Genomic DNA, 17,964 nt, shown 5'->3' on the forward strand with positions numbered 1-17,964 from the left:
GCGCGTCTGCGCGGCGAGAAGAGCCTTTTCAGCCCAAGGACTTGGGCTGGCTGGACCCCGGATCTAGTCCGGGGTGACGGCATATGGACGCCGCACAGCGGCACAACAAGGACAATTCCATGCGATTTCCGTTTTCCCTGCCGTGGCGACGCCCGGCGGATGGCAGAGCCGTGCCTGAACGCAAGACGGCGACGGGCGGTTTCATGGCGGTGGCGGCACAGGGCGGACAGGCCTTCTGGTCGGGCCGTTCCTATGCCGCACTTGCCCGCGAAGGCTTCATGAAAAACCCGGTGGCGCACCGCGCCGCCCGCATGGTGGCGGAAGCGTCCGCGTCGGTCAGCTGGCTGCTTTACGATGGCGATGAGGAGATAACCGATCATCCGGTGCTGGCGCTTCTGGCCAAGCCGAGCGCCCACATGGCCGGGCCGGATTTCTTCGAGGCGCTTTATGGCCACCTGATGCTTTCCGGAAACGCCTATATCGAGCCGCTGCTGATCGGCGAACGCCTGCGTGAACTGCATCTTCTCAGGCCCGACCGGGTCAGCATCATCGAGGGGTCAGACGGCTGGCCGGTGGGTTACGACTACCGTGCCGAGGGCCGCGCCATCAGGCGCATCTCAGCCGAACGGGACGGGCTGGGCCTGCTGCACCTGAAGCTGTTCCATCCGCTCGACGACCGGGCGGGTTTTGCGCCACTTGCTTCGGCGGGCGCAGCACTTGATCTGCACAATGCCGCAAGCCATTGGAACAAACGCCTGCTCGACAATTCCGCCCGGCCTTCCGGCGCGCTGGTCTACCAGCCGAAGGAGGGCGGCAATCTTTCCACCGAGCAATATGAACGGCTGAAGCGCGAACTGGAGGAAGGTTATCAGGGTGCGATGAATGCCGGCCGGCCGCTTCTTCTGGAAGGCGGGCTCGACTGGAAGGCCATGGGGCTTTCGCCGCGCGACATGGATTTTCTGGAGGCGCGCAACGGTGCGGCGCGGGATATAGCGCTCGCTCTCGGCGTGCCGCCGATGCTGATCGGCATTCCCGGCGACAACACCTATGCCAACTACCAGGAGGCCAACCGCGCCTTTTATCGTCTCACCGTGCTGCCGCTCGTTTACCGCACGGCGGCAAGGCTCTGCGGCTGGCTGTCGCCGATTTTCGGCGCCGGGCTGCGGCTGGAACCGGATCTCGACAGGATCGCCGGGCTTGCCGGCGAGCGGGACGCGCTGTGGACGCGCATCGGCGCTGCGTCGTTTCTCTCCGACGAGGAAAAGCGCGAAGCTGTCGGTTATTGATCGCGCCGCAGCGGGATCGCCCCCGGGTTTCCTGCTCAAGCATTTTCTGAAGACGCGGACTCTCTTTCTGAGAACTTCCGCCCAAGCGATTCTGAAGATTCGTGAAATCACCCGTCGCAGACGCGCAAAGAACGCCTGCGGGCGACGCGGTGCGTCTGCCCGATTGCAACATCCTAAACCGGAATGATTACCCATGTCTGAATTCGCCAATGAGGCCGGAATCTGGGCCGCCCGCATCACCGGCGCCGTGGCGGGCGCGGGTGTATCGCTCGTCTATCTGCTGCCGAAAAGCAAACGCGAAGCCGCGAGCCGTTTCATCACCGGGGTCTCCTGCGGCATGATTTTCGGCGGCCCCGTGGGGCTGTGGATCGTGCAGCAGCTTGACATTGCCGGCGCGCTTTCGGGCCGCGAGATCATGGTGGCGGGCTCGGCCGCCGCCAGCATGGTGGCCTGGTGGGGGCTTGGCCTCCTGGTGCGCGTGGCCGACCGTTACAACGCCCGTCCCCGCGCCTAGCCTCCACACGCCTCCCTTTCTCCATCGCAGGAGTTACCCATGCACGCCTATCGCGGGCCGCGTCCCGCCACGCGCAAATTCGCCAATCTGGAACTGCGCGGCATTACAAGTGACGGCACGTTTTCCGGTTACGCCAGCGTCTTCGGCGAGGTCGATCTCGGCCGCGACGTGATCGAACGCGGCGCTTTCCATCGCTCCATCGAGGAACGTGGCGCAGCCGGCATCCGCATGCTCTACCAGCACGATCCGGCCGAGCCGATCGGCGCATGGCGCACCATTCGCGAGGACGAGCGCGGGCTCTACGTCGAGGGTGTTCTCGCCCCCGGGGTCGCCCGCTCCCGCGAGGTGCATTCGCTGATGAAGACGGGCGCGCTGGACGGGTTGTCGATCGGTTTTCGCACCGTACGTTCCAGCAAGGAGGCGCGATCCGGCAAGGCGGCACGCACGGGCGTCAGGCGCATTCTGGAGGCTGATCTCTGGGAAATCTCGGTCGTGACCTTTCCGATGCTGCCGTCTGCACGGGTCTCTGACGTCAAGCATGCCCGCTTCTTCCGCGACCGCGAGACTGAACTGGTGCGCACCATGCGCCGCGCCGCGCGCTCGCTTTTCGACACTGCCTTCAAACGCTGACTTCCGACAAAAACTTCCGACAAACCACCTCCGACACAAGGATGGCGACATGACTGACCAGACTACCAAACCGGCCGCAACGACGGTCGCGCCGCAGGTGAAGGCCGTGCCCGACACGATGACGGCCGCCTTCGACGAATTCATGGAGGCCTTCGAAGCCTTCCGCGACACCAACGACCAGCGGCTTTCCGATATCGAGCGCAAGATGGGCGCTGACGTCGTGACCCGCGACAAGCTCGACCGCATCGACAAGGCGCTGGACGACAACCGCAGGATCATGGACGATCTGGCACTGAAGAAGGCGCGGCCCGCTCTCGGCCGCAAGGAAGCGCTCTCCCATGACGCGGATGAACACAAGGCCGCCTTCGAGGCCTATATCCGCCGGGGTGAGGAGGGGGCGCTGCGCGATCTGGAGGCCAAGGCCTTTGCCGGATCGACAGGTGCCGATGGCGGTTTTCTGCTGCCGAGCGAGACGGATGGCGAGATCGGCCGCCGCATGACGGCGATTTCGCCGATCCGGGCGCTGGCGACCGTGCGGCAGGTTTCCACCGCCGTGCTGAAAAAACCGTTTTCGCCCGGCGGGCTTGCCACCGGCTGGGTCTCCGAAACGGCGGCTCGCCCCGAAACCACGACGCCGAAGCTTTCCGAACTTTCCTTCCCGACCATGGAACTCTACGCCATGCCGGCCGCGACCCAGGGCCTGCTGGACGATGCGGCGGTCGATATCGAAGCCTGGATCGCTTCGGAAGTGGACATCGCCTTCGCCGAACAGGAGGCCGCCGCCTTCATCGCCGGGGATGGCGTCAACAAGCCGAAGGGTTTCCTCGCCTATACGACCGTCGCCAATGACAGCTGGAGCTGGGGCAATATCGGTTATGTCGCGACCGGCGTGTCGGCGGGCTTTGCATCTGCCGGGCCGATGGATGTGCTGCTGGATGCCGTCTATGGGCTGAAGGCCGGCCATCGCCAGAACGGCAACTTCCTGATGAACCGCAAGACGCAAGGGGCGCTGCGCCGTTTCAAGGACACGACCGGCGCCTATCTCTGGCATCCGCCCGCCGCCGCCGGCCAGCCCGCCTCGCTGATGGGCTTTCCGGTGATGGAAGCCGAAGACATGCCGAACGTCGCGGCAAACAGCTTCGCCATCGCCTTCGGGGATTTCCGCGCCGGCTATCTCGTCGTCGACCGCACGGGCGTACGCATCCTGCGCGATCCCTATTCGGCAAAACCCTACGTGCTGTTCTACACCACCAAACGTGTTGGCGGCGGCGTGCAGAACTTCGAGGCGATCAAGCTGGTGAAGTTCGGGGTCAACTGACCGCAAACTTTGCTCCCCTTTTCTTCTCCCCGCCGGGGAGAAGATGGCCCGAAGGGTCAGATGAGGGGGCAAGCTCTCCGCATATCTCGACCCTCACCCCCTCATCCCGCTGCCGCGGACTTCTCCCCGGCGGGGAGAAGAAACAAGCGGCGACCGCTCGCACCATCATCAAGCGCGTGGGCGGCGGTGTGCACAATTTTGAGGTGATCAAGCCTGGGAAGTTCGTGGCGAATTGACCGCAGACCTTGCGGCCTTGTTCTTCTCCCCGCCGGGGAGAAGGTGGCCCGAAGGGTCGGATGAGGGAGCAAGCTCTCGGTCTATCGCTAACGTCACCCCCTCATCCTACTGCCGCGACCTTCTCCCCCTCGGGGAGAAAAAACAAGCCGCACCCGCTCGCGCAATATGTGATTACCTGCATTCCTTTCCGGAGACCCCATGACCTATGCCCTCATTCATCCGCCGCAGGCGGAGCCGCTGACGCTTGCCGAGGTCAAGGCGCATCTGCGTCTCGACGCAGGCGACGAAGATGCACTTCTCGCCGCACTGATCCGCACCGCCCGCGAGCATCTGGAGCGCGTGACCGGCCTTTGCCTGCTGCGTCAGACATGGCGGCTTTATCTCGACGGATGGCCGCCAGGCGACGTGATTCCGATTGGCAAGGGACCGGTGCAAGCCATCGAAACGATTCTGGTTTTTGATGGTCAAGGGCGCTCGACCGACATCACCGCCGCCGACAGATTGCTCGATGGCGAGGCGCGGCCTGCAAGGCTGTGGCTGCGCGATCCGCCGGCTCCCGGACGGGCGATGAATGGCATCGAGATCGACTTCATTGCCGGCTACGGCGAGGCAGGAACGGATGTGCCCGACACGCTGAAACGCGCCATGCTGACGCATGTGGCCCAGATGTTCGCCTTTCGTGGCGCCGTCGCCCTGGAAAACCAGCCGGCGGGCGTTCCTGCCGGTTACGAGCGGCTGGTGTCGCCTTTCTGCCGTGTGGGTCTTTAAGCCATGAACATCGTTTTTCTCGACCCCGGCAAGCTGACGGCACGGCTGGAGCTGGAAGTGCGCGCGCAAACGTCGGACGGGCAGGGCGGTGCTGCGGAAAGCTGGAATGTCCTGCGTTCGCTCTGGGCCGCAATCGAACCCGTATCGGATGCATCCCATGAACGCGCCTCGGCCGAGGGCGTGACGATCACCCACCGCGTCTGGCTGGCCCATCGCAGCGACATTGCCGCTGGCATGCGCTTTCGCAAGGGCCGGCGCATTCTGGCGATCCGCACGGTGATGGACCCGGACGAGACCGGCCGCTTCATCGTCTGCCGCTGCGAGGAGGAAAACCCGTGAGCGCCGCAAACCCGCTTCTGCAGGCGATTTTCGCAAGGCTTGGCAGCGACGCGGCGCTGATGGCGCTCATTCCCGGCGGCATTGTCGACCGGCTTTTACCGCGCGGGCTCTTGCCGTTGGTCGTCATCGCCGACCTTGAAAGCCGCGATTATTCGACCGCGACGGAAAAGTCCGAAGAGCATTTTCTCACTCTGGAAATCTGGAGCGATGCCAATGGCCGCAAGCGCGCGGCTGAGATCGCAGCGCGGGTGAAAATCGTGCTCGATGATGCGACCCTTCCGCTAAGCGGTGTCTCGCTCGTCGCTCTGCAATTCCTCTCCAGCCGCTCGCGGCGGGAGCCGAAGACGCGGAATTTCCTTGCGGAAATGCGTTTCAGGGCGGTGACGGAGTAATTCTGTTTCACGAACCCTGCTTGCGCACGGCTCTCCACAGGACGATCAGCAGCAGAAATGAAATGCCGATCAGTACCGAGGCGATAATCAGCATGGCCGATACCCCGCCACGATCCAGCGCCAGCGTGAAGATGACGGGAGCCACGGCAATGGCAAGGTTCTGCGGCAGCGAGATGCGCGCTGCCTGGAGGCCATATTGCTCGGGTGAAAACACCGCCAGCGGCAACACGGCCCGGCTGACGGTGAGCACGCCCGCGCCAAAACCGAAAAACACGATGAAGGCGATGAAAGCGGGCATGGCGGGCGCAAAAGCGAGCAGCAGCAAAAGCGATAGCAGCAGCAGACAGAAACCGATCATGGCCGTTACAAAAGGGTTGCCGTGTTTTCCAAGCAGGAAATCGAGCCCGCGCGCCGTAATCGCAAGCACGCTGCGCGCCGCTGCCAGCTGCACGGCAAGCGATTGCGATGCGCCCGCCTGCACCAGCAAAAGGGGCAGCAGCGGTGACAGGCCGAAGGTCGTGAAGGCGCTGATCGTCGTCATTGCGGCCAGCAGCAAAAAGGCGCGTTTTGTGTCGACAGGCGATGGCGCAATCGCGGTCGCTTCCCCTGACTTTGCGGTTTTACGGGCCGGGCGTCCCGGAAGGACGAAGACATAAAGAGGCAGAAGAACGAAGAGTTGCAGACAGGCGTAAGCGATGAGAGTGCCGCGCCAGCCGAAGTGCTCAGCCACAAGCGCGGTGAGCGGTAGGAAAACCGCCGCAGAAAGCCCGGTAAACAGCATCAGAAGCGTCAGCAACTGGCCGCTTTCCGCACCGACCCGTTCCACCACCGCGGCGTGCGCCGCTGTCGTCAGGCCGCAGGCTGCCGCAAAACCGATCACCGCCCAGCCGATGGCGTAACTTACGACGCCGCCCGCGAAGGCGAGCACGACGAAACCGGCGGTGAACAGCAACGAACCCGCCACAAGGACGGGCGCTGCGCCATGGCGCACGAGCGTTCTTCCAAGATACGGGCCGCACAGCGCGCTGATTGTCATCATGACGGTGAGGCCTGCAAAAACGACCTCGTTTGCGATGGCCAGTTCCTGCCCGATCCGTGGCCCGAGCACGGCAAGCATATCGAAACCGCTGCCCCAGCTGACGATCTGCCCAACCGCAAGCACGCCGATAAGGCGCGCGCGGGACGTGAAGGGGGCAGCGTCGGACATGATGAAAATCGCGGGTGCGAGATGCGGGAATAGTTTTGGTAGCAGGCCCTTTGCGGCCCGGCAACATCAATCGAGACGACATCCATCGAAACGGCATTCATCGACACGAGAGGGAGAACACCATGGTGGCGCAGAAGGGCAAGGACCTGCTGCTGAAGATCAACAATGCCGGTTCCTACGTGACCGTGGCGGGGCTGAGGACCAAGCGGCTGGCCTTCAACGCGCAGGCCGTGGATATAACCGACGGGGAAAGTGCCGGGCGCTGGCGCGAGCTTCTGGCCGGCGCCGGCGTGCAGCGGGCGTCGCTGACAGCGTCGGGCATTTTCAAGGACCTGGCGAGCGATGCGCTGGTGCGTGGCGCGTTTTTTGCCGGCAGCATTCCGGGGTGGCAGATCGTCATTCCCGATTTCGGCACCATCACCGGACCGTTCCAGATCGTCGCGCTCGAATATTCCGGCCGCCACGATGGCGAGGTGCAATTCGAGACTGCGCTGGAATCGGCCGGTCTCCTGAACTTCGGAGCGCTGTGATGCCGCAAGGACTGCGTTACGGGCGCGCGAACCGCCATCGCGGCGAGATCGAGGCGCTGATCGACGGCGAAAGGCGCATCCTCTGCCTGACGCTCGGCGCCCTCGCCGAACTCGAAACCGCCTTTCAGGCTGATGATCTCACCGCTCTTGCCGAACGTTTTGCAGGCGGGCGCATGAAGGCCGCCGACATGATCCGTGTCATCGGCGCGGGGCTGCGCGGTGCGGGCAACCTGTTTTCCGATGAGGATGTGGCCTCAGCCACCGTGGAGGGCGGCATCGCCGGCCACGCCGCCATCGTCGCCGATCTTCTGACCGCAACCTTCGCCGGCCGAAGAGGAGAGACCCCGCCGGACCCTTGAGCGCCGCGGCAGGTGAGGCGGACGATGGCGCACCACGCCCGTTTCCCTGGGAGGCGGTGATACACACCGGCTTATGCCTGCTGCGGCTTTCCTCCGAAACCTTCTGGCGCCTGACGCCAAGGGAGTTTTTTGCAATGACGGGCGGTGCGCGCGCCATTTCCCGCACCATCGACCGTCTGGCGATGGAGACGATGATGCGGCGGTTTCCGGATGGGTAAGCAGGTCAGGGCACCTTTCGCGGGCGCCCGCCTTTTGCGCCATTGACACGGCTGGCGGCAGCCTTGGCCACCGAACGGGATTGCCCGCCTTTACGCTGCGCCTCCATGAAAGACCGGCTGCCGAAGATGCCGTTCATCAACCCGCTAATCGCGTAGTCGATATCGAGGCTTTCCCAGTGCAGTCCTGTCTCGCCGAGAAGCTCGACCTCGGCAAGCTGTTCTGCCGTGGCACTTTGCAGTCCTTCCAGCGCCCGCGCCGGAAACATGAAACAGGCGCCATTGGTGAAATCGACGATGACACGGGCCGATGCCGCTTCGAAACGCACCGAAACCGGAACGGGGCGTTCTGCGCGTTCCTGTTGCCAGCGCTCGCGGGCGGCGGCCAGTTCGGCGTCGCTGACCTCAACCATGATAGTGCCTCCAGGTTTCAAGAAAGAGCGTCCTCTTTTCCTCGATGATATCGACAGCGCGCCGGACATCCCTGTCAGACATGCCGCCCTGCGTGATGACGGTGAGGTTTACGAGATCAATGCGCGCTTCACCCTCGCCATAAACATGGGCATGCGGCGGCTCGTGATCGGCCGTGTAGATGACGAAGCGCATCCCGTGCTGACGTAGAACCGTGACCATGAGGACTATAACCCAAGAAGTTAGGTTTTGAAAGAGTGTGCGATGAAGTGGCCCGTTTTTCGAAGCCGTTTCAGCATCATGCATTCCTCAGTTGAATCAGAAAGGCAAGCGCGATGGCAGGCGAAGGATCGATTGCGGAAAACCGTGAGCAGGCGGAAGCGCTGGTGGATGTGATGGGTGATCTCGAGCGGCGCTCCGAGCGGTTCGGGACGGCGCTGACCTCCGCAATGCAGGCGGCGGTGACGGGCGGCAAAGGGCTGGATGATGTGTTGCGCGGGCTCGGGGAACGGCTGTCCGGCATGGCGCTTTCCGCCGGTCTGAAGCCGCTGGAGAACATGATCGGCAATGCTGTCGGCGGGCTTTTGAACGGTGGCGGCTCGCTCTTCGCCTTTGCCGACGGCGGCGTGCCGGGACGAAGCATCACGCCTTTTGCCGATGGCGGCGTGGTTTCCAGCCCGGCCTTCTTTCCGATGGGGGCAGGGCTTGGCCTGATGGGGGAGGCGGGCGCGGAGGCGATCCTGCCGCTGAAGCGCGGTTCGGATGGGGCTCTCGGTGTCGCCGCACCGGCCGGTGGCGGTGGCGCGCAGATCGTTTTCAACGTGACGGCGACGGATGCGGCGAGCTTCAGGAAAAGCGAAGGCCAGATCGCCGCGATGCTCGCCCGCAGCGTCGGGCGGGGCCAGCGGGGATTGTGACATGCTGCATCTCCCCTCCACCCTCATTCCTGTGCCTGTCACAGGAATCCAGCCGACGCGCGTCTGCGCGGCGAAAAGACTCTTCTCAGCCCAAAGACGTGGGCTGGCTGGATCCCCTGTGACAGGCACAGGGATGAGGGAGAGCGAATGACGCACCTGCCCGACCTTTGTGTCGAGCGTCATCCTTCCATCTTTCCCAGATCATCAAAAAGAATCCAGGAACAACGACATGGCGGCATTTCATGAAGTGCGGTTTCCGCTGCGGCTGGCGCTCGGCGTGAGCGGCGGGCCGGTGAGGCGAACCGATATCGTCAACCTTTCCAACGGGCGGGAGAACCGCAACCAGCGCTGGAAGAATGCCAGGCGCGCCTATGATGCGGGATCGGGCATCCGCTCCGTTGCCGATCTTTACGAGGTGCTTTCCTTTTTCGAGGCGCGGCGCGGGGAGCTTTACGGCTTCCGGTTTCGCGATCCGGTGGATTTCAAATCCTGCCCGCCGGGCGCGGCGCCCGCCGCGACCGATCAGAGGATTGGCACCGGCGACGGGGTGACGGCGGACTTTCAGCTGGTGAAGACCTATGCCGATGCGGGTGGATCCTTCAGCCGGCGGGTGCAGAAACCGGTCGAGGCTTCGGTCATCCTCTCCGTTGATGGGGTGAAAGCACTGCCGGCGGATTTTTCTGTCGATCATGCGACCGGCATGGTGACGTTTCGCGCCGGTCGGGCGCCGACAGCCGGTTCGGCGATCCGCGCCGGTTTCGAATTCGACGTGCCGGTGCGGTTTGCGATCGACCGCATCGACGTGAACCTGACCGCCTTCGAGGCGGGCCGCATTCCCTCCATTCCGCTGATGGAAATCCTGCCATGAAGATTGTTCCTCCCGCCCTTGCCGAGCATTTGCGTGGCGACGCCACAACCACCTGCCATTGCTGGAAGGTGACGTTGAAGGACGGCGCGGCGATCGGTTTTACCGACCATGACGAGGCCCTTTCCTTCGCCGGTGTGACCTACCTCGCCACAAGCGGTTTCGGGGCCAGCGACAGCGACAGCGAAACGGGGCTGGGCGCGAGTGCGGGCGAGGTGACGGGGGGCTTTTCGAGCGAGGTCATTTCCGAAAGCGAGCTGGCAGCCGGGCGTTTCGATGGTGCGAAGGTGGAGCTTTTCCTCGTCAACTGGCAGGCGCCGGAACAGCATGTGTTGCTGAACATGCGCGAGATCGGCGAGGTGACGCGGGCGGGCGGTGCGTTTCGCGCTGAACTGCGCAGCATCGCGCACCGTCTTTCGCAGCCGCAGGGCAGGGTCTATGGCCGGCGCTGTGATGCCGCCCTTGGCGACCGGCGCTGCGGTGCCGATCTGGCGCGGTTCACCGGCAGCGGCAGCGTGACGGGAGTGGATGCGGCGGGCAACCTTTCAGCCACCGGGCTTGATGCTTTTGCCGAAGGCTTCTTCAGCCGGGGAAAGTTGCGGTTTCTGACCGGTGGGCTCACCGGTAAGAGTTTCGATCTCGACGGGCATGAGAAGCGCGATGGCGGCACGCGTCTGTCCTTCTGGCTGGCTCCGGAACAGTCGCCGTTGCCGGGTGACGCTTTTTCAGTCATCGCCGGCTGCGACAAGAGTTTTCCGACCTGCAAGGCGAAATTCGCCAATTCTTTGAATTTTCGCGGCTTTCCACATCTGCCGGGGGCGGATTTCGCCTATTCCTACGCCAGCGGCGGCCAGAGCCATGACGGCAAGGCGCTGTTTCCATGAAAAGCACCGGAGAAAGAGTGCTGGCGCTGGCTGAAGGATGGATCGGTACGCCCTATCGGCATCAAGCATCGTTGCAGGGCGTCGGCTGCGATTGCCTGGGTCTCGTCAGGGGCATCTGGCGTGCGCTTTACGGCGAGGAACCGGAACTGCCGCCGCCCTATGCGCCGGATTGGGCCGAACGCGGCGGAGAGGACCGGCTGATGGCGGCGGCGGAACGTTACTTTTCAGCGGTGCCGGATATGGGAGAGGCGAGGCCCGGCGATCTGCTGCTGTTTCGATGGCGAGCCGATGCCGCGGCCAAACATCTCGGCATTTTCGCAGGGCCTCAGCATTTCATCCATGCCTATGAACAGGCATCGGTGCTGCGGTCTGCGCTGGTGCCCGGCTGGAAGCGGCGCATTGCCGGCGTCTTCCGTTTTCCCGATCCCTGATATTTTTCCGAGGCGAGCATGGCGACTATTCTCTTTCAGGCGGCGGGTGCAGCACTCGGTGGCGTTTTCGGCCCTGTGGGTGCCATCATCGGCCGCGCGGCCGGCGCGCTGGCGGGCAATGCCGTCGACCGCGCGCTGCTTTCGAACGGGCGGACGGTGTCCGGCGCCCGGCTTTCGACGGCACGTATTCCGGGTGCGGACGAAGGTGCCGCGATCAACCGGCTTTACGGCACGGCGAGGATCGGCGGCACGCTGATCTGGGCGACGCGTTTCGAGGAAAGCATCGCGGTGGAGCGTCGCGGCGGCAAGGGCAATCGCGGCCCGAAGGTCGAGACCTATCGTTATTTCGCCAATCTTGCCGTCGGGCTGTGCGAGGGCGAGGCGGCCATGGTGCGACGCGTCTGGGCCGATGGGCGGGAGCTGGACCTGAGCGCCATCGAGATGCGCTTTTATCCCGGCAGCGAGACGCAATTGCCCGATCCGCTGATCGAGGCAAAACAGGGTGCTGGCAATGCACCCGCCTTTCGCGGGCTGGCCTATGTGGTGTTCGAACGCCTGCCGCTTGACAGCTATGGCAACCGCATTCCGCTCATGCAGTTCGAAGTGGTGCGGCCGGTCGGACGACTGGAAGAAGCCATCCGCGCCATCACCGTCATTCCCGGTGCCACGGAACACGGTTACGCGACGGCGCAGGTTTCGGAACGTACCGGCATGGGCGAGAGCCGCATCATGAACCGCAACGGCCCGACCGCCTTGACCGACTGGCAGGCCGCGATCGACGAATTGCAGGCGCTGTGCCCCAATCTGCAAAGCGTGGCGCTGGTGGTAAGCTGGTTCGGCACCGACATGCGGGCGGGTGAATGCCGCATTCTGCCGGGCGTGGAAGTGACAGGTCGCGACAGGGAAAGTGCGCCATGGTCCGTCGCCGGTGTTTCACGCGGGCAAGTGCATCTCGTCAGCCACCACGGGGGTGGTCCCGCCTATGGCGGCACGCCGGATGATCAAAGTGTTGTGCAGGCGATAGCCGACCTCAAGGCGCGTGGTCTGAAGGTCTGCCTTTATCCCTTCGTGATGATGGATGTACCCGCTGGCAACGGCCTGCCGGACCCCTATGGCAAAGGCGAGCAGGACGCTTATGGCTGGCGCGGACGCATCACCTGTTTTCCCGCACCCGGCAGAGCCGGTTCTCCCGACCGTGGCGACGGCGTGCGTGCGGAGATTTCCGCCTTCTGCAACCGTACTGAAGGGTATCGCCGCATGGTGCTGCATTATGCGGCGCTGGTGGCGCAGGCAGGCGGGGTAGATGTCTTCCTGATCGGCTCGGAGCTTCGCGGGCTGACAAGCCTGCGCGACCGCAACGACGCCTTTCCTTTCGTGGAGGAACTGGTGGGGCTGGCGGCGGATGTGCGCGCCCTCGTCGGGCCAGTCACGAAACTGACCTATGGTGCCGACTGGAGCGAATATTTCGGTTATCAGCCCGCCGATGGTTCGGGTGACGTGTTCTTCAACCTCGATCCGCTCTGGGCAAGCCCGGATATCGATGCCATCGGCATTGACAATTACATGCCGCTCTCCGACTGGCGCGACGAGGATGCTGCAAACGGCAATCCTGATGGCATGACCGGCCCGGACGATGCCGCCGCCTTCCGCCGTGCGATAACGGCGGGCGAGGGCTTCGACTGGTTTTACGCCGGTGACGCGGACCGCGCGGCGCGGCGGCGCACGCCCATCACCGATGGGTTGAAGGGAAAGCCATGGGTGTTCCGCTACAAGGACATCAGGAGCTGGTGGCAGAATGCCCATTTTGACCGGGTGCGGGGTGCGGAGAAATTGACGCCGACCGCATGGGTGCCCGGCTCGAAGCCGGTCTGGTTCACCGAACTCGGCTGCCCGGCGGTGGACAAGAGTGCGACGCGCCCGAATGTGTTTCCCGATCCGAAATCGGCGGAAAACGCCTTTCCCTATTTTTCCCGCAGACGCCGCGCCGACAGCCAGCAGCGGCGGTTTCTGGAGGCGCATCTCGACCATTGGACGGGCGAGGGCGATGTGGCGATGGTGGACCAGAACCGGGTCTACCTGTGGACCTGGGATGCGCGGCCCTTTCCCGCCTTTCCGCAGAATGGCGCGGCCTGGAGCGATGGCGTCAACTGGCGCACCGGCCACTGGCTGAACGGCCGGCTGGGCACGGCCACACTTGCCGATGCCATGGCTGCGATTTTGACGGACCATGGCTTTTCCGGCTTCGATGTCTCGGCCGTCAGCGGCGATCTGACCGGCTATGTGCAGGGCGATGTCACCTCCGCCCGCAACCTCCTGGAGCCGCTGATGGCGGCGTTTCAGGTGGATGTGGCGGAAGATGGCGGAACCCTGCGTTTCCGCTCCCGCAATACGGCGGTCCTGCCTGTCCACGACGTTCCCGTGCTTGCCGATCTGGACGACGAGCCGCTATGGTCTGAAAATCGCGGCCATGACAGCGATTTTGCCGCTGAAGCCGTGCTGACCTCGTTCAATCCAGCGCTCGATTACGAGCAGGCAAGCGTACGTTCGCGCCGCGTTGACAATGCCGGTAGCCGCGTCGTGCGGCTGGACCTCAACGCGGCCCTGCCGGCGGAAACGGCGGAAGCAGCGGTTGATGCCGTGTTGCGCGACAATCGGCAGGCCCGGCGCACTTTGCGTTTTGCGCTGCCGCCAGGAGATGTCGTTCTCGAACCCGGCGATTGTATCCGCCTGCCGCAGGACGCTTTTCCGGAAGCTTTGGCGGGGCGGTTTCTGGTCAGCCGGATCGAGGATGGCGCTGTGCGGCAGGTCGAGGCACGCGCGTTTTCCGCCGCCCTCTCTGTTTTCGCGGGCGCTGCGGATGAGCGGCGAACAAACGGCGCGAGCGGTGCGGAAGGTTTCGCCCCGGAAGTGCTGTTTCTCGATCTGCCGCGCCATGACGGCATCGCGCCGGAGGATTCGGCGCGGATCGCCGTCCTTGCAAGACCCTGGCGTCCAATCATCGTTTCCGCATCGCCCGGCACGGAAGGTTACCGGCAGCGCGCGGTGCTGGATCGGCCCGCGATGATCGGGGCGCTGGCGATGCCGCTGATGCCCGGTCCCATCGGCCGTTTCGACCGCAAAAACACCATCCTGATCGATCTGCCCTTCGGCGAGCTTTCCTCGGCTCCGGAACTTTCGGTGCTGAACGGTGAGAACCGGATCGCGCTCAAGGCTGCAAACGGCGTGTGGGAGATCGCCGCTTTTGCACGGGCGGAGGAAATCGCACCTTCGCGCTGGCGGCTTTCAACTTTGCTGCGTGGGCTTGGCGGCACGGACGATACGCTGGCAGCGGGTACGCCCGCGGGAAGCCCGGTCGTGGTGCTGGATGCGGCCGTGCAGCCGCTCGGCCTTGCCGCAAGCGAACGCGGCAAGCGGCTGAACTGGATTGCCGAGGCAGCGGGGAGGGCGGGCGCGCCTGCCGGGCCTTTTGCCTTCGAGGGTGGTCTGCGGGCTGAAACGCCGCTTGCGCCGGTGCATCTTTTCGGCGAGCGGCGCAGGGATGGCATTCTGCTGCGCTGGATCCGCCGGGGCAGAATGGAGGCCGATGCCTGGGATGCCACCGACATACCGCTGGACGAACCGTTCGAGCGCTACCGCGTGGAAGTACTCGATAGCGGGGCCGTTAGACGCGCAGCGGAGGTCTCCGAACCCTTCTGGCTATACTCTGCGGCAGCCGAACTCACAGATTTCCCGACCTTGCGGGATCACATTTCCGTGCGTGTCCGCCAGCTTGGCCGCGCGGTGCCCTCGGGAGTGGCGGCGCAAGCCCTTCTCCCGCTCTGACAACCACCTGAAAAACAACGCAAAGGACGAGATTATGGAGAGTACCAAGCCATGGTATCAATCGCGCACGATCTGGGGCGCGCTGATTGCGGTTTTCGCACCGCTTTTCAGCATCGCCGGCCTTAACCTGCCTGCCGGCCTGCAGGGTGAGCTCGCGGAAGGGCTGGTGACGGTTGCGGGCGGAATTGGCGGCCTGATCGCGCTTTACGGCCGCCTTTCAGCAACCCGCGCCATCCACTGACAGCGCCCGTGCCCATGCCGTTCCCGCCGTGCGTCGTGGCGTCGGGGGCGGCATTCATTTGCCATTCAGACGCTTTGCGCTACATATTCGGTCACAATAGGGTTCGAGACGCACCCGGTTTTCTGTGGAAGTTTGTTCAATGGCATCACCTCTCATCATCGCGACGCTTGCAGCCGGGCTCTCCGGTTTCACGGCGCCCGAGGCTGATTTGCAGGGCCATTACATCCTGGCTGCCAGCGATTGCGGCGCAGCCGTAGCACGTGTCGTGCGCGAAACCGGTGGCCAGCTTCTTTCTGTCTATCCCTCCGGCGATGGTCAGTCCTGTGTCGTGACCGTTCTCGTCCAGGGCAATGGCGAGCGCCCGCGCAAGGTGACGATGCGCGTGCCGATGTAGCCTTGCCCGCATCGCCGAAATATCGGAAAACAATCCGAGATAATTAGCATGACCGGCGACGCGCGCGGGCCGGGACGAAGGAAAGGGCGGACAATGCGTATTCTCGTGGTTGAGGACGATGCCAATCTCAATCGTCAGCTGACCGATGCTCTGAAAGAGGCCGGTTATGTTGTCGATCAGGCATTCGACGGCGAGGAAGGGCATTATCTCGGCGATACCGAGCCCTATGACGCGATCGTTCTCGATATCGGCCTGCCGCAGATGGACGGTATCACCGTCGTCGAGAAATGGCGCGCGGCGGGCAAGGCCATGCCGGTCCTCATCCTGACCGCCCGCGACCGCTGGAGCGACAAGGTGGCGGGCATCGATGCCGGTGCCGACGATTACGTGACCAAGCCCTTCCATGTCGAAGAGGTTCTCGCCCGCGTGCGCGCGCTCATCCGCCGCGCCGCCGGCCATGCGTCTTCCGAACTCGTCTGCGGTCCGGTCAGGCTCGATACGAAATCCTCCAAGGCGACCGTCAACGGCACGACGCTGAAGCTCACCTCGCACGAGTTCCGGCTCCTGTCCTATCTCATGCATCACATGGGCGAGGTCGTCTCGCGCACGGAACTGGTCGAGCATATGTACGACCAGGATTTCGACCGGGATTCCAACACGATCGAGGTGTTTGTCGGACGTCTGCGCAAGAAGCTCGGGGTTGATCTGATCGAGACGATCCGTGGTCTCGGTTACCGGATGCAAGCGCCGGCAGATGCGAAGTAACTCTCTTACCGCCCGCGTTCTGCTGCTCGCCTCCGCCTGGTCGGCGCTGGCGCTGGTGGTAATCGCCGTCGTGATTTCGACGCTCTACCGGCAGGGCGTGGAGCGCAGCTTCACCGATCTGCTGCGCGCCCAGCTTTACAACGTCATCAATTCCGTGACGATTTCCAACGAGAATACGCTTGCCGGCAGCCCGCAGCTGGGCGATCTCAGGTTTTCGCAGCCCGATACCGGCTGGTACTGGGTGGTGGAGCCGCTCGGCAATTTCCAGACCGCACCGCTGGTGTCCTCCTCGCTCGGCGTGTCCTCCTTGCCGGTGCCGAGCATTCTCGACGCTCCCTTCGATAACAGATATGAGCGCTTTTACGCCGTCACCGATGAGGCGGGCAACAAGGTGCGTGTCGCCGAAACGGAAGTCGTGCTGGATGGCGAGGGCCGCGCGGCGCGGTTTCGCGTCTCCGGCAATCTGAATGTCGTGGAAGACGATGTGCGCGATTTCTCCAACAGCCTTTATCTGGCGCTTGCCGTCTTCGGTGTCGGCAGTCTCGTGGTCAACGGTTTGGCCATTCTCTATAGTCTGCGACCGCTCGATCAGGCTCGCCTCGCGCTCGGCAAGATCAGGGGTGGTGAGGCGGAAAGCCTCGAAGGCGAATTCCCGCGCGAAATTCAGCCGCTCGCCAATGAGGTGAACGCGCTGATCGACAGCAACCGCCGGCTTGTGGAGCGCGCGCGTATGCAGGTCGGCAATCTCGCGCATTCGCTGAAAACGCCGATCGCCGTCCTTCTGAACGAGGCCCGCACGCTGGAACCGCAGCATGGCGATCTGGTGCGCGCGCAGGCGGATGCCATGCAGGCGCAGGTGCAATCCTATCTCTCCCGCGCCCGCATCGCCGCCCAGCGCGGCTCGATCCTTGCCCGCGTGGAAGCGGAACCGGCGCTGGAACGGTTGGTGCGCGTGATGCGCCGCCTGAACCCCGACAAGCAGTTCGTGCTGAATTTCGAGCAGCCCGGCGCCGTCCTCGGCATGGAGCAGCAGGATCTGGAAGAGGTCGTCGGCAATCTTCTCGAAAATGCCGCCCGTTTTGCCCAGACGCGCGTGGTCGTCACGCTTGCGACCGGCACCCACCCGTCCTCCGATGCGGAAATCGCCCGTCGTTCCTGGGTGGAACTGACGGTGGAGGATGACGGGCCGGGGCTTGAGCCGGAACAGATCAGCGAAGCGATGAAGCGCGGCAGACGGCTTGACGAAAGCCGGCCGGGCACCGGACTGGGACTTTCCATCGTTTCTGAGGTGGTGTCAGAGTACCATGGTCGCTTTTCGCTGTCGCGCAGCGGCATCGGTGGGCTGAAAGCCGATCTGATTTTGCCGGGCCTCTCGAAAGAGCTTGCGTGAGGCAAGAAAAAAAGCAAGAAATTCAATGGTAGCATATTAGGTGCGATGC

At 63.8% G+C, this 17,964-nt stretch carries 22 protein-coding genes; 19 read left to right on the plus strand and 3 right to left on the minus strand.

The annotated features are described in order from the left end of the window. The first annotated feature begins 119 nt into the window (after positions 1 to 119). From JZY08_RS03380 to JZY08_RS03410, 7 genes are all read left to right on the plus strand, one after another. Complete coding sequence (locus tag JZY08_RS03380) at positions 120 to 1,286, plus strand: phage portal protein (protein WP_216331500.1); 1,167 nt, start codon at positions 120 to 122, stop codon at positions 1,284 to 1,286. A 193-nt stretch (positions 1,287 to 1,479) separates the two neighbouring features. Further along, complete coding sequence (locus tag JZY08_RS03385) at positions 1,480 to 1,800, plus strand: DUF6107 family protein (RefSeq protein ID WP_003497097.1); 321 nt, start codon at positions 1,480 to 1,482, stop codon at positions 1,798 to 1,800. A 39-nt stretch (positions 1,801 to 1,839) separates the two neighbouring features. Then, the gene (locus JZY08_RS03390; RefSeq protein ID WP_003497095.1) at positions 1,840 to 2,430 is read left to right on the plus strand and encodes an HK97 family phage prohead protease; all 591 of its coding nucleotides are present in this window, start codon (positions 1,840 to 1,842) and stop codon (positions 2,428 to 2,430) included. A gap of 49 nt (positions 2,431 to 2,479) precedes the next feature. After that, positions 2,480 to 3,748, plus strand: a complete 1,269-nt coding sequence (locus JZY08_RS03395) for a phage major capsid protein (protein WP_216330998.1) — start codon at positions 2,480 to 2,482, stop codon at positions 3,746 to 3,748. Between the two features lie 435 nt (positions 3,749 to 4,183). Continuing rightward, entirely contained in the window at positions 4,184 to 4,753 is a 570-nt protein-coding gene (locus JZY08_RS03400; protein WP_216330999.1) for a head-tail connector protein, read from the plus strand. A gap of 3 nt (positions 4,754 to 4,756) precedes the next feature. Then, positions 4,757 to 5,092: a phage head closure protein gene (locus tag JZY08_RS03405; protein ID WP_216331000.1), complete on the plus strand. Its 336-nt coding sequence runs from the start codon at positions 4,757 to 4,759 to the stop codon at positions 5,090 to 5,092. Next, a complete protein-coding gene (locus tag JZY08_RS03410) occupies positions 5,089 to 5,484 on the plus strand; it encodes a DUF3168 domain-containing protein (RefSeq protein ID WP_216331001.1) in 396 nt (131 codons plus the stop codon). The genes JZY08_RS03405 and JZY08_RS03410 overlap by 4 nt, the downstream gene beginning before the upstream one ends. Positions 5,485 to 5,491: 7 nt before the next feature. On the opposite strand, the gene JZY08_RS03415 is transcribed toward JZY08_RS03410, so the two are convergent. Then, positions 5,492 to 6,691: an MFS transporter gene (locus JZY08_RS03415; protein WP_216331002.1), complete on the minus strand. Its 1,200-nt coding sequence runs from the start codon at positions 6,689 to 6,691 to the stop codon at positions 5,492 to 5,494. 122 nt (positions 6,692 to 6,813) lie between these two features. Between JZY08_RS03415 and JZY08_RS03420 the strand changes: the two genes are divergently transcribed. Genes JZY08_RS03420 through JZY08_RS03430 form a run of 3 tightly spaced genes read left to right on the plus strand, consistent with a single transcriptional unit; the run spans position 6,814 to position 7,798 of the window. Next, positions 6,814 to 7,221 carry a phage major tail protein, TP901-1 family gene (locus JZY08_RS03420; protein ID WP_003497085.1) on the plus strand — a complete coding sequence of 136 codons (408 nt, stop codon included), beginning with the start codon at positions 6,814 to 6,816 and terminating at the stop codon, positions 7,219 to 7,221. Further along, a complete protein-coding gene (locus tag JZY08_RS03425) occupies positions 7,221 to 7,580 on the plus strand; it encodes a gene transfer agent family protein (RefSeq protein WP_216331003.1) in 360 nt (119 codons plus the stop codon). Before JZY08_RS03420 ends, JZY08_RS03425 begins: the two co-directional genes overlap by 1 nt. After that, the gene (locus JZY08_RS03430; RefSeq protein ID WP_035242735.1) at positions 7,577 to 7,798 is read left to right on the plus strand and encodes a rcc01693 family protein; all 222 of its coding nucleotides are present in this window, start codon (positions 7,577 to 7,579) and stop codon (positions 7,796 to 7,798) included. Before JZY08_RS03425 ends, JZY08_RS03430 begins: the two co-directional genes overlap by 4 nt. A 5-nt stretch (positions 7,799 to 7,803) precedes the next feature. Here JZY08_RS03430 and JZY08_RS03435 read toward each other — a convergent pair whose 3' ends face one another. After that, on the minus strand, positions 7,804 to 8,208 hold the full coding sequence (locus JZY08_RS03435; RefSeq protein WP_216331004.1) for a DUF2442 domain-containing protein: 405 nt from the start codon (positions 8,206 to 8,208) through the stop codon (positions 7,804 to 7,806). Continuing rightward, positions 8,201 to 8,428 (minus strand): DUF4160 domain-containing protein, encoded by a 228-nt coding sequence (locus JZY08_RS03440; RefSeq protein WP_216331005.1) that lies wholly within the window; start codon positions 8,426 to 8,428, stop codon positions 8,201 to 8,203. The genes JZY08_RS03435 and JZY08_RS03440 overlap by 8 nt, the downstream gene beginning before the upstream one ends. 113 nt (positions 8,429 to 8,541) lie before the next feature. On the opposite strand from JZY08_RS03440, the gene JZY08_RS03445 reads away from it, so the two are divergent. The 9 genes from JZY08_RS03445 (at position 8,542) to JZY08_RS03485 (ending at position 17,915) form a co-directional block, all read left to right on the plus strand. After that, on the plus strand, positions 8,542 to 9,123 hold the full coding sequence (locus tag JZY08_RS03445) for a phage tail tape measure protein (RefSeq protein WP_216331006.1): 582 nt from the start codon (positions 8,542 to 8,544) through the stop codon (positions 9,121 to 9,123). 229 nt (positions 9,124 to 9,352) lie between these two features. Continuing rightward, a complete protein-coding gene (locus JZY08_RS03450) occupies positions 9,353 to 9,991 on the plus strand; it encodes a TIGR02217 family protein (RefSeq protein ID WP_216331007.1) in 639 nt (212 codons plus the stop codon). After that, positions 9,988 to 10,872, plus strand: coding sequence for a DUF2163 domain-containing protein (locus JZY08_RS03455; protein ID WP_216331008.1), 885 nt, complete (start codon positions 9,988 to 9,990; stop codon positions 10,870 to 10,872). Before JZY08_RS03450 ends, JZY08_RS03455 begins: the two co-directional genes overlap by 4 nt. Next, entirely contained in the window at positions 10,869 to 11,303 is a 435-nt protein-coding gene (locus JZY08_RS03460) for an NlpC/P60 family protein (RefSeq protein ID WP_216331009.1), read from the plus strand. The genes JZY08_RS03455 and JZY08_RS03460 overlap by 4 nt, the downstream gene beginning before the upstream one ends. Positions 11,304 to 11,321: 18 nt before the next feature. Beyond that, positions 11,322 to 15,125, plus strand: a complete 3,804-nt coding sequence (locus tag JZY08_RS03465) for a glycoside hydrolase/phage tail family protein (protein WP_216331010.1) — start codon at positions 11,322 to 11,324, stop codon at positions 15,123 to 15,125. Between the two features lie 34 nt (positions 15,126 to 15,159). Continuing rightward, positions 15,160 to 15,366 (plus strand): hypothetical protein, encoded by a 207-nt coding sequence (locus JZY08_RS03470; protein WP_003497071.1) that lies wholly within the window; start codon positions 15,160 to 15,162, stop codon positions 15,364 to 15,366. Between the two features lie 139 nt (positions 15,367 to 15,505). After that, entirely contained in the window at positions 15,506 to 15,760 is a 255-nt protein-coding gene (locus JZY08_RS03475) for a hypothetical protein (protein ID WP_003497070.1), read from the plus strand. A 93-nt stretch (positions 15,761 to 15,853) separates the two neighbouring features. Beyond that, a complete protein-coding gene (locus JZY08_RS03480; RefSeq protein ID WP_003497063.1) occupies positions 15,854 to 16,525 on the plus strand; it encodes a response regulator transcription factor in 672 nt (223 codons plus the stop codon). Further along, positions 16,515 to 17,915 carry a HAMP domain-containing sensor histidine kinase gene (locus JZY08_RS03485; RefSeq protein ID WP_137037329.1) on the plus strand — a complete coding sequence of 467 codons (1,401 nt, stop codon included), beginning with the start codon at positions 16,515 to 16,517 and terminating at the stop codon, positions 17,913 to 17,915. Before JZY08_RS03480 ends, JZY08_RS03485 begins: the two co-directional genes overlap by 11 nt. Positions 17,916 to 17,964 lie beyond the last annotated feature (49 nt).

It is taken from the genome of Rhizobium sp. X9 (assembly GCF_018873185.1).
Taxonomy (GTDB): Bacteria; Pseudomonadota; Alphaproteobacteria; order Rhizobiales; family Rhizobiaceae; genus Agrobacterium; species Agrobacterium oryzihabitans.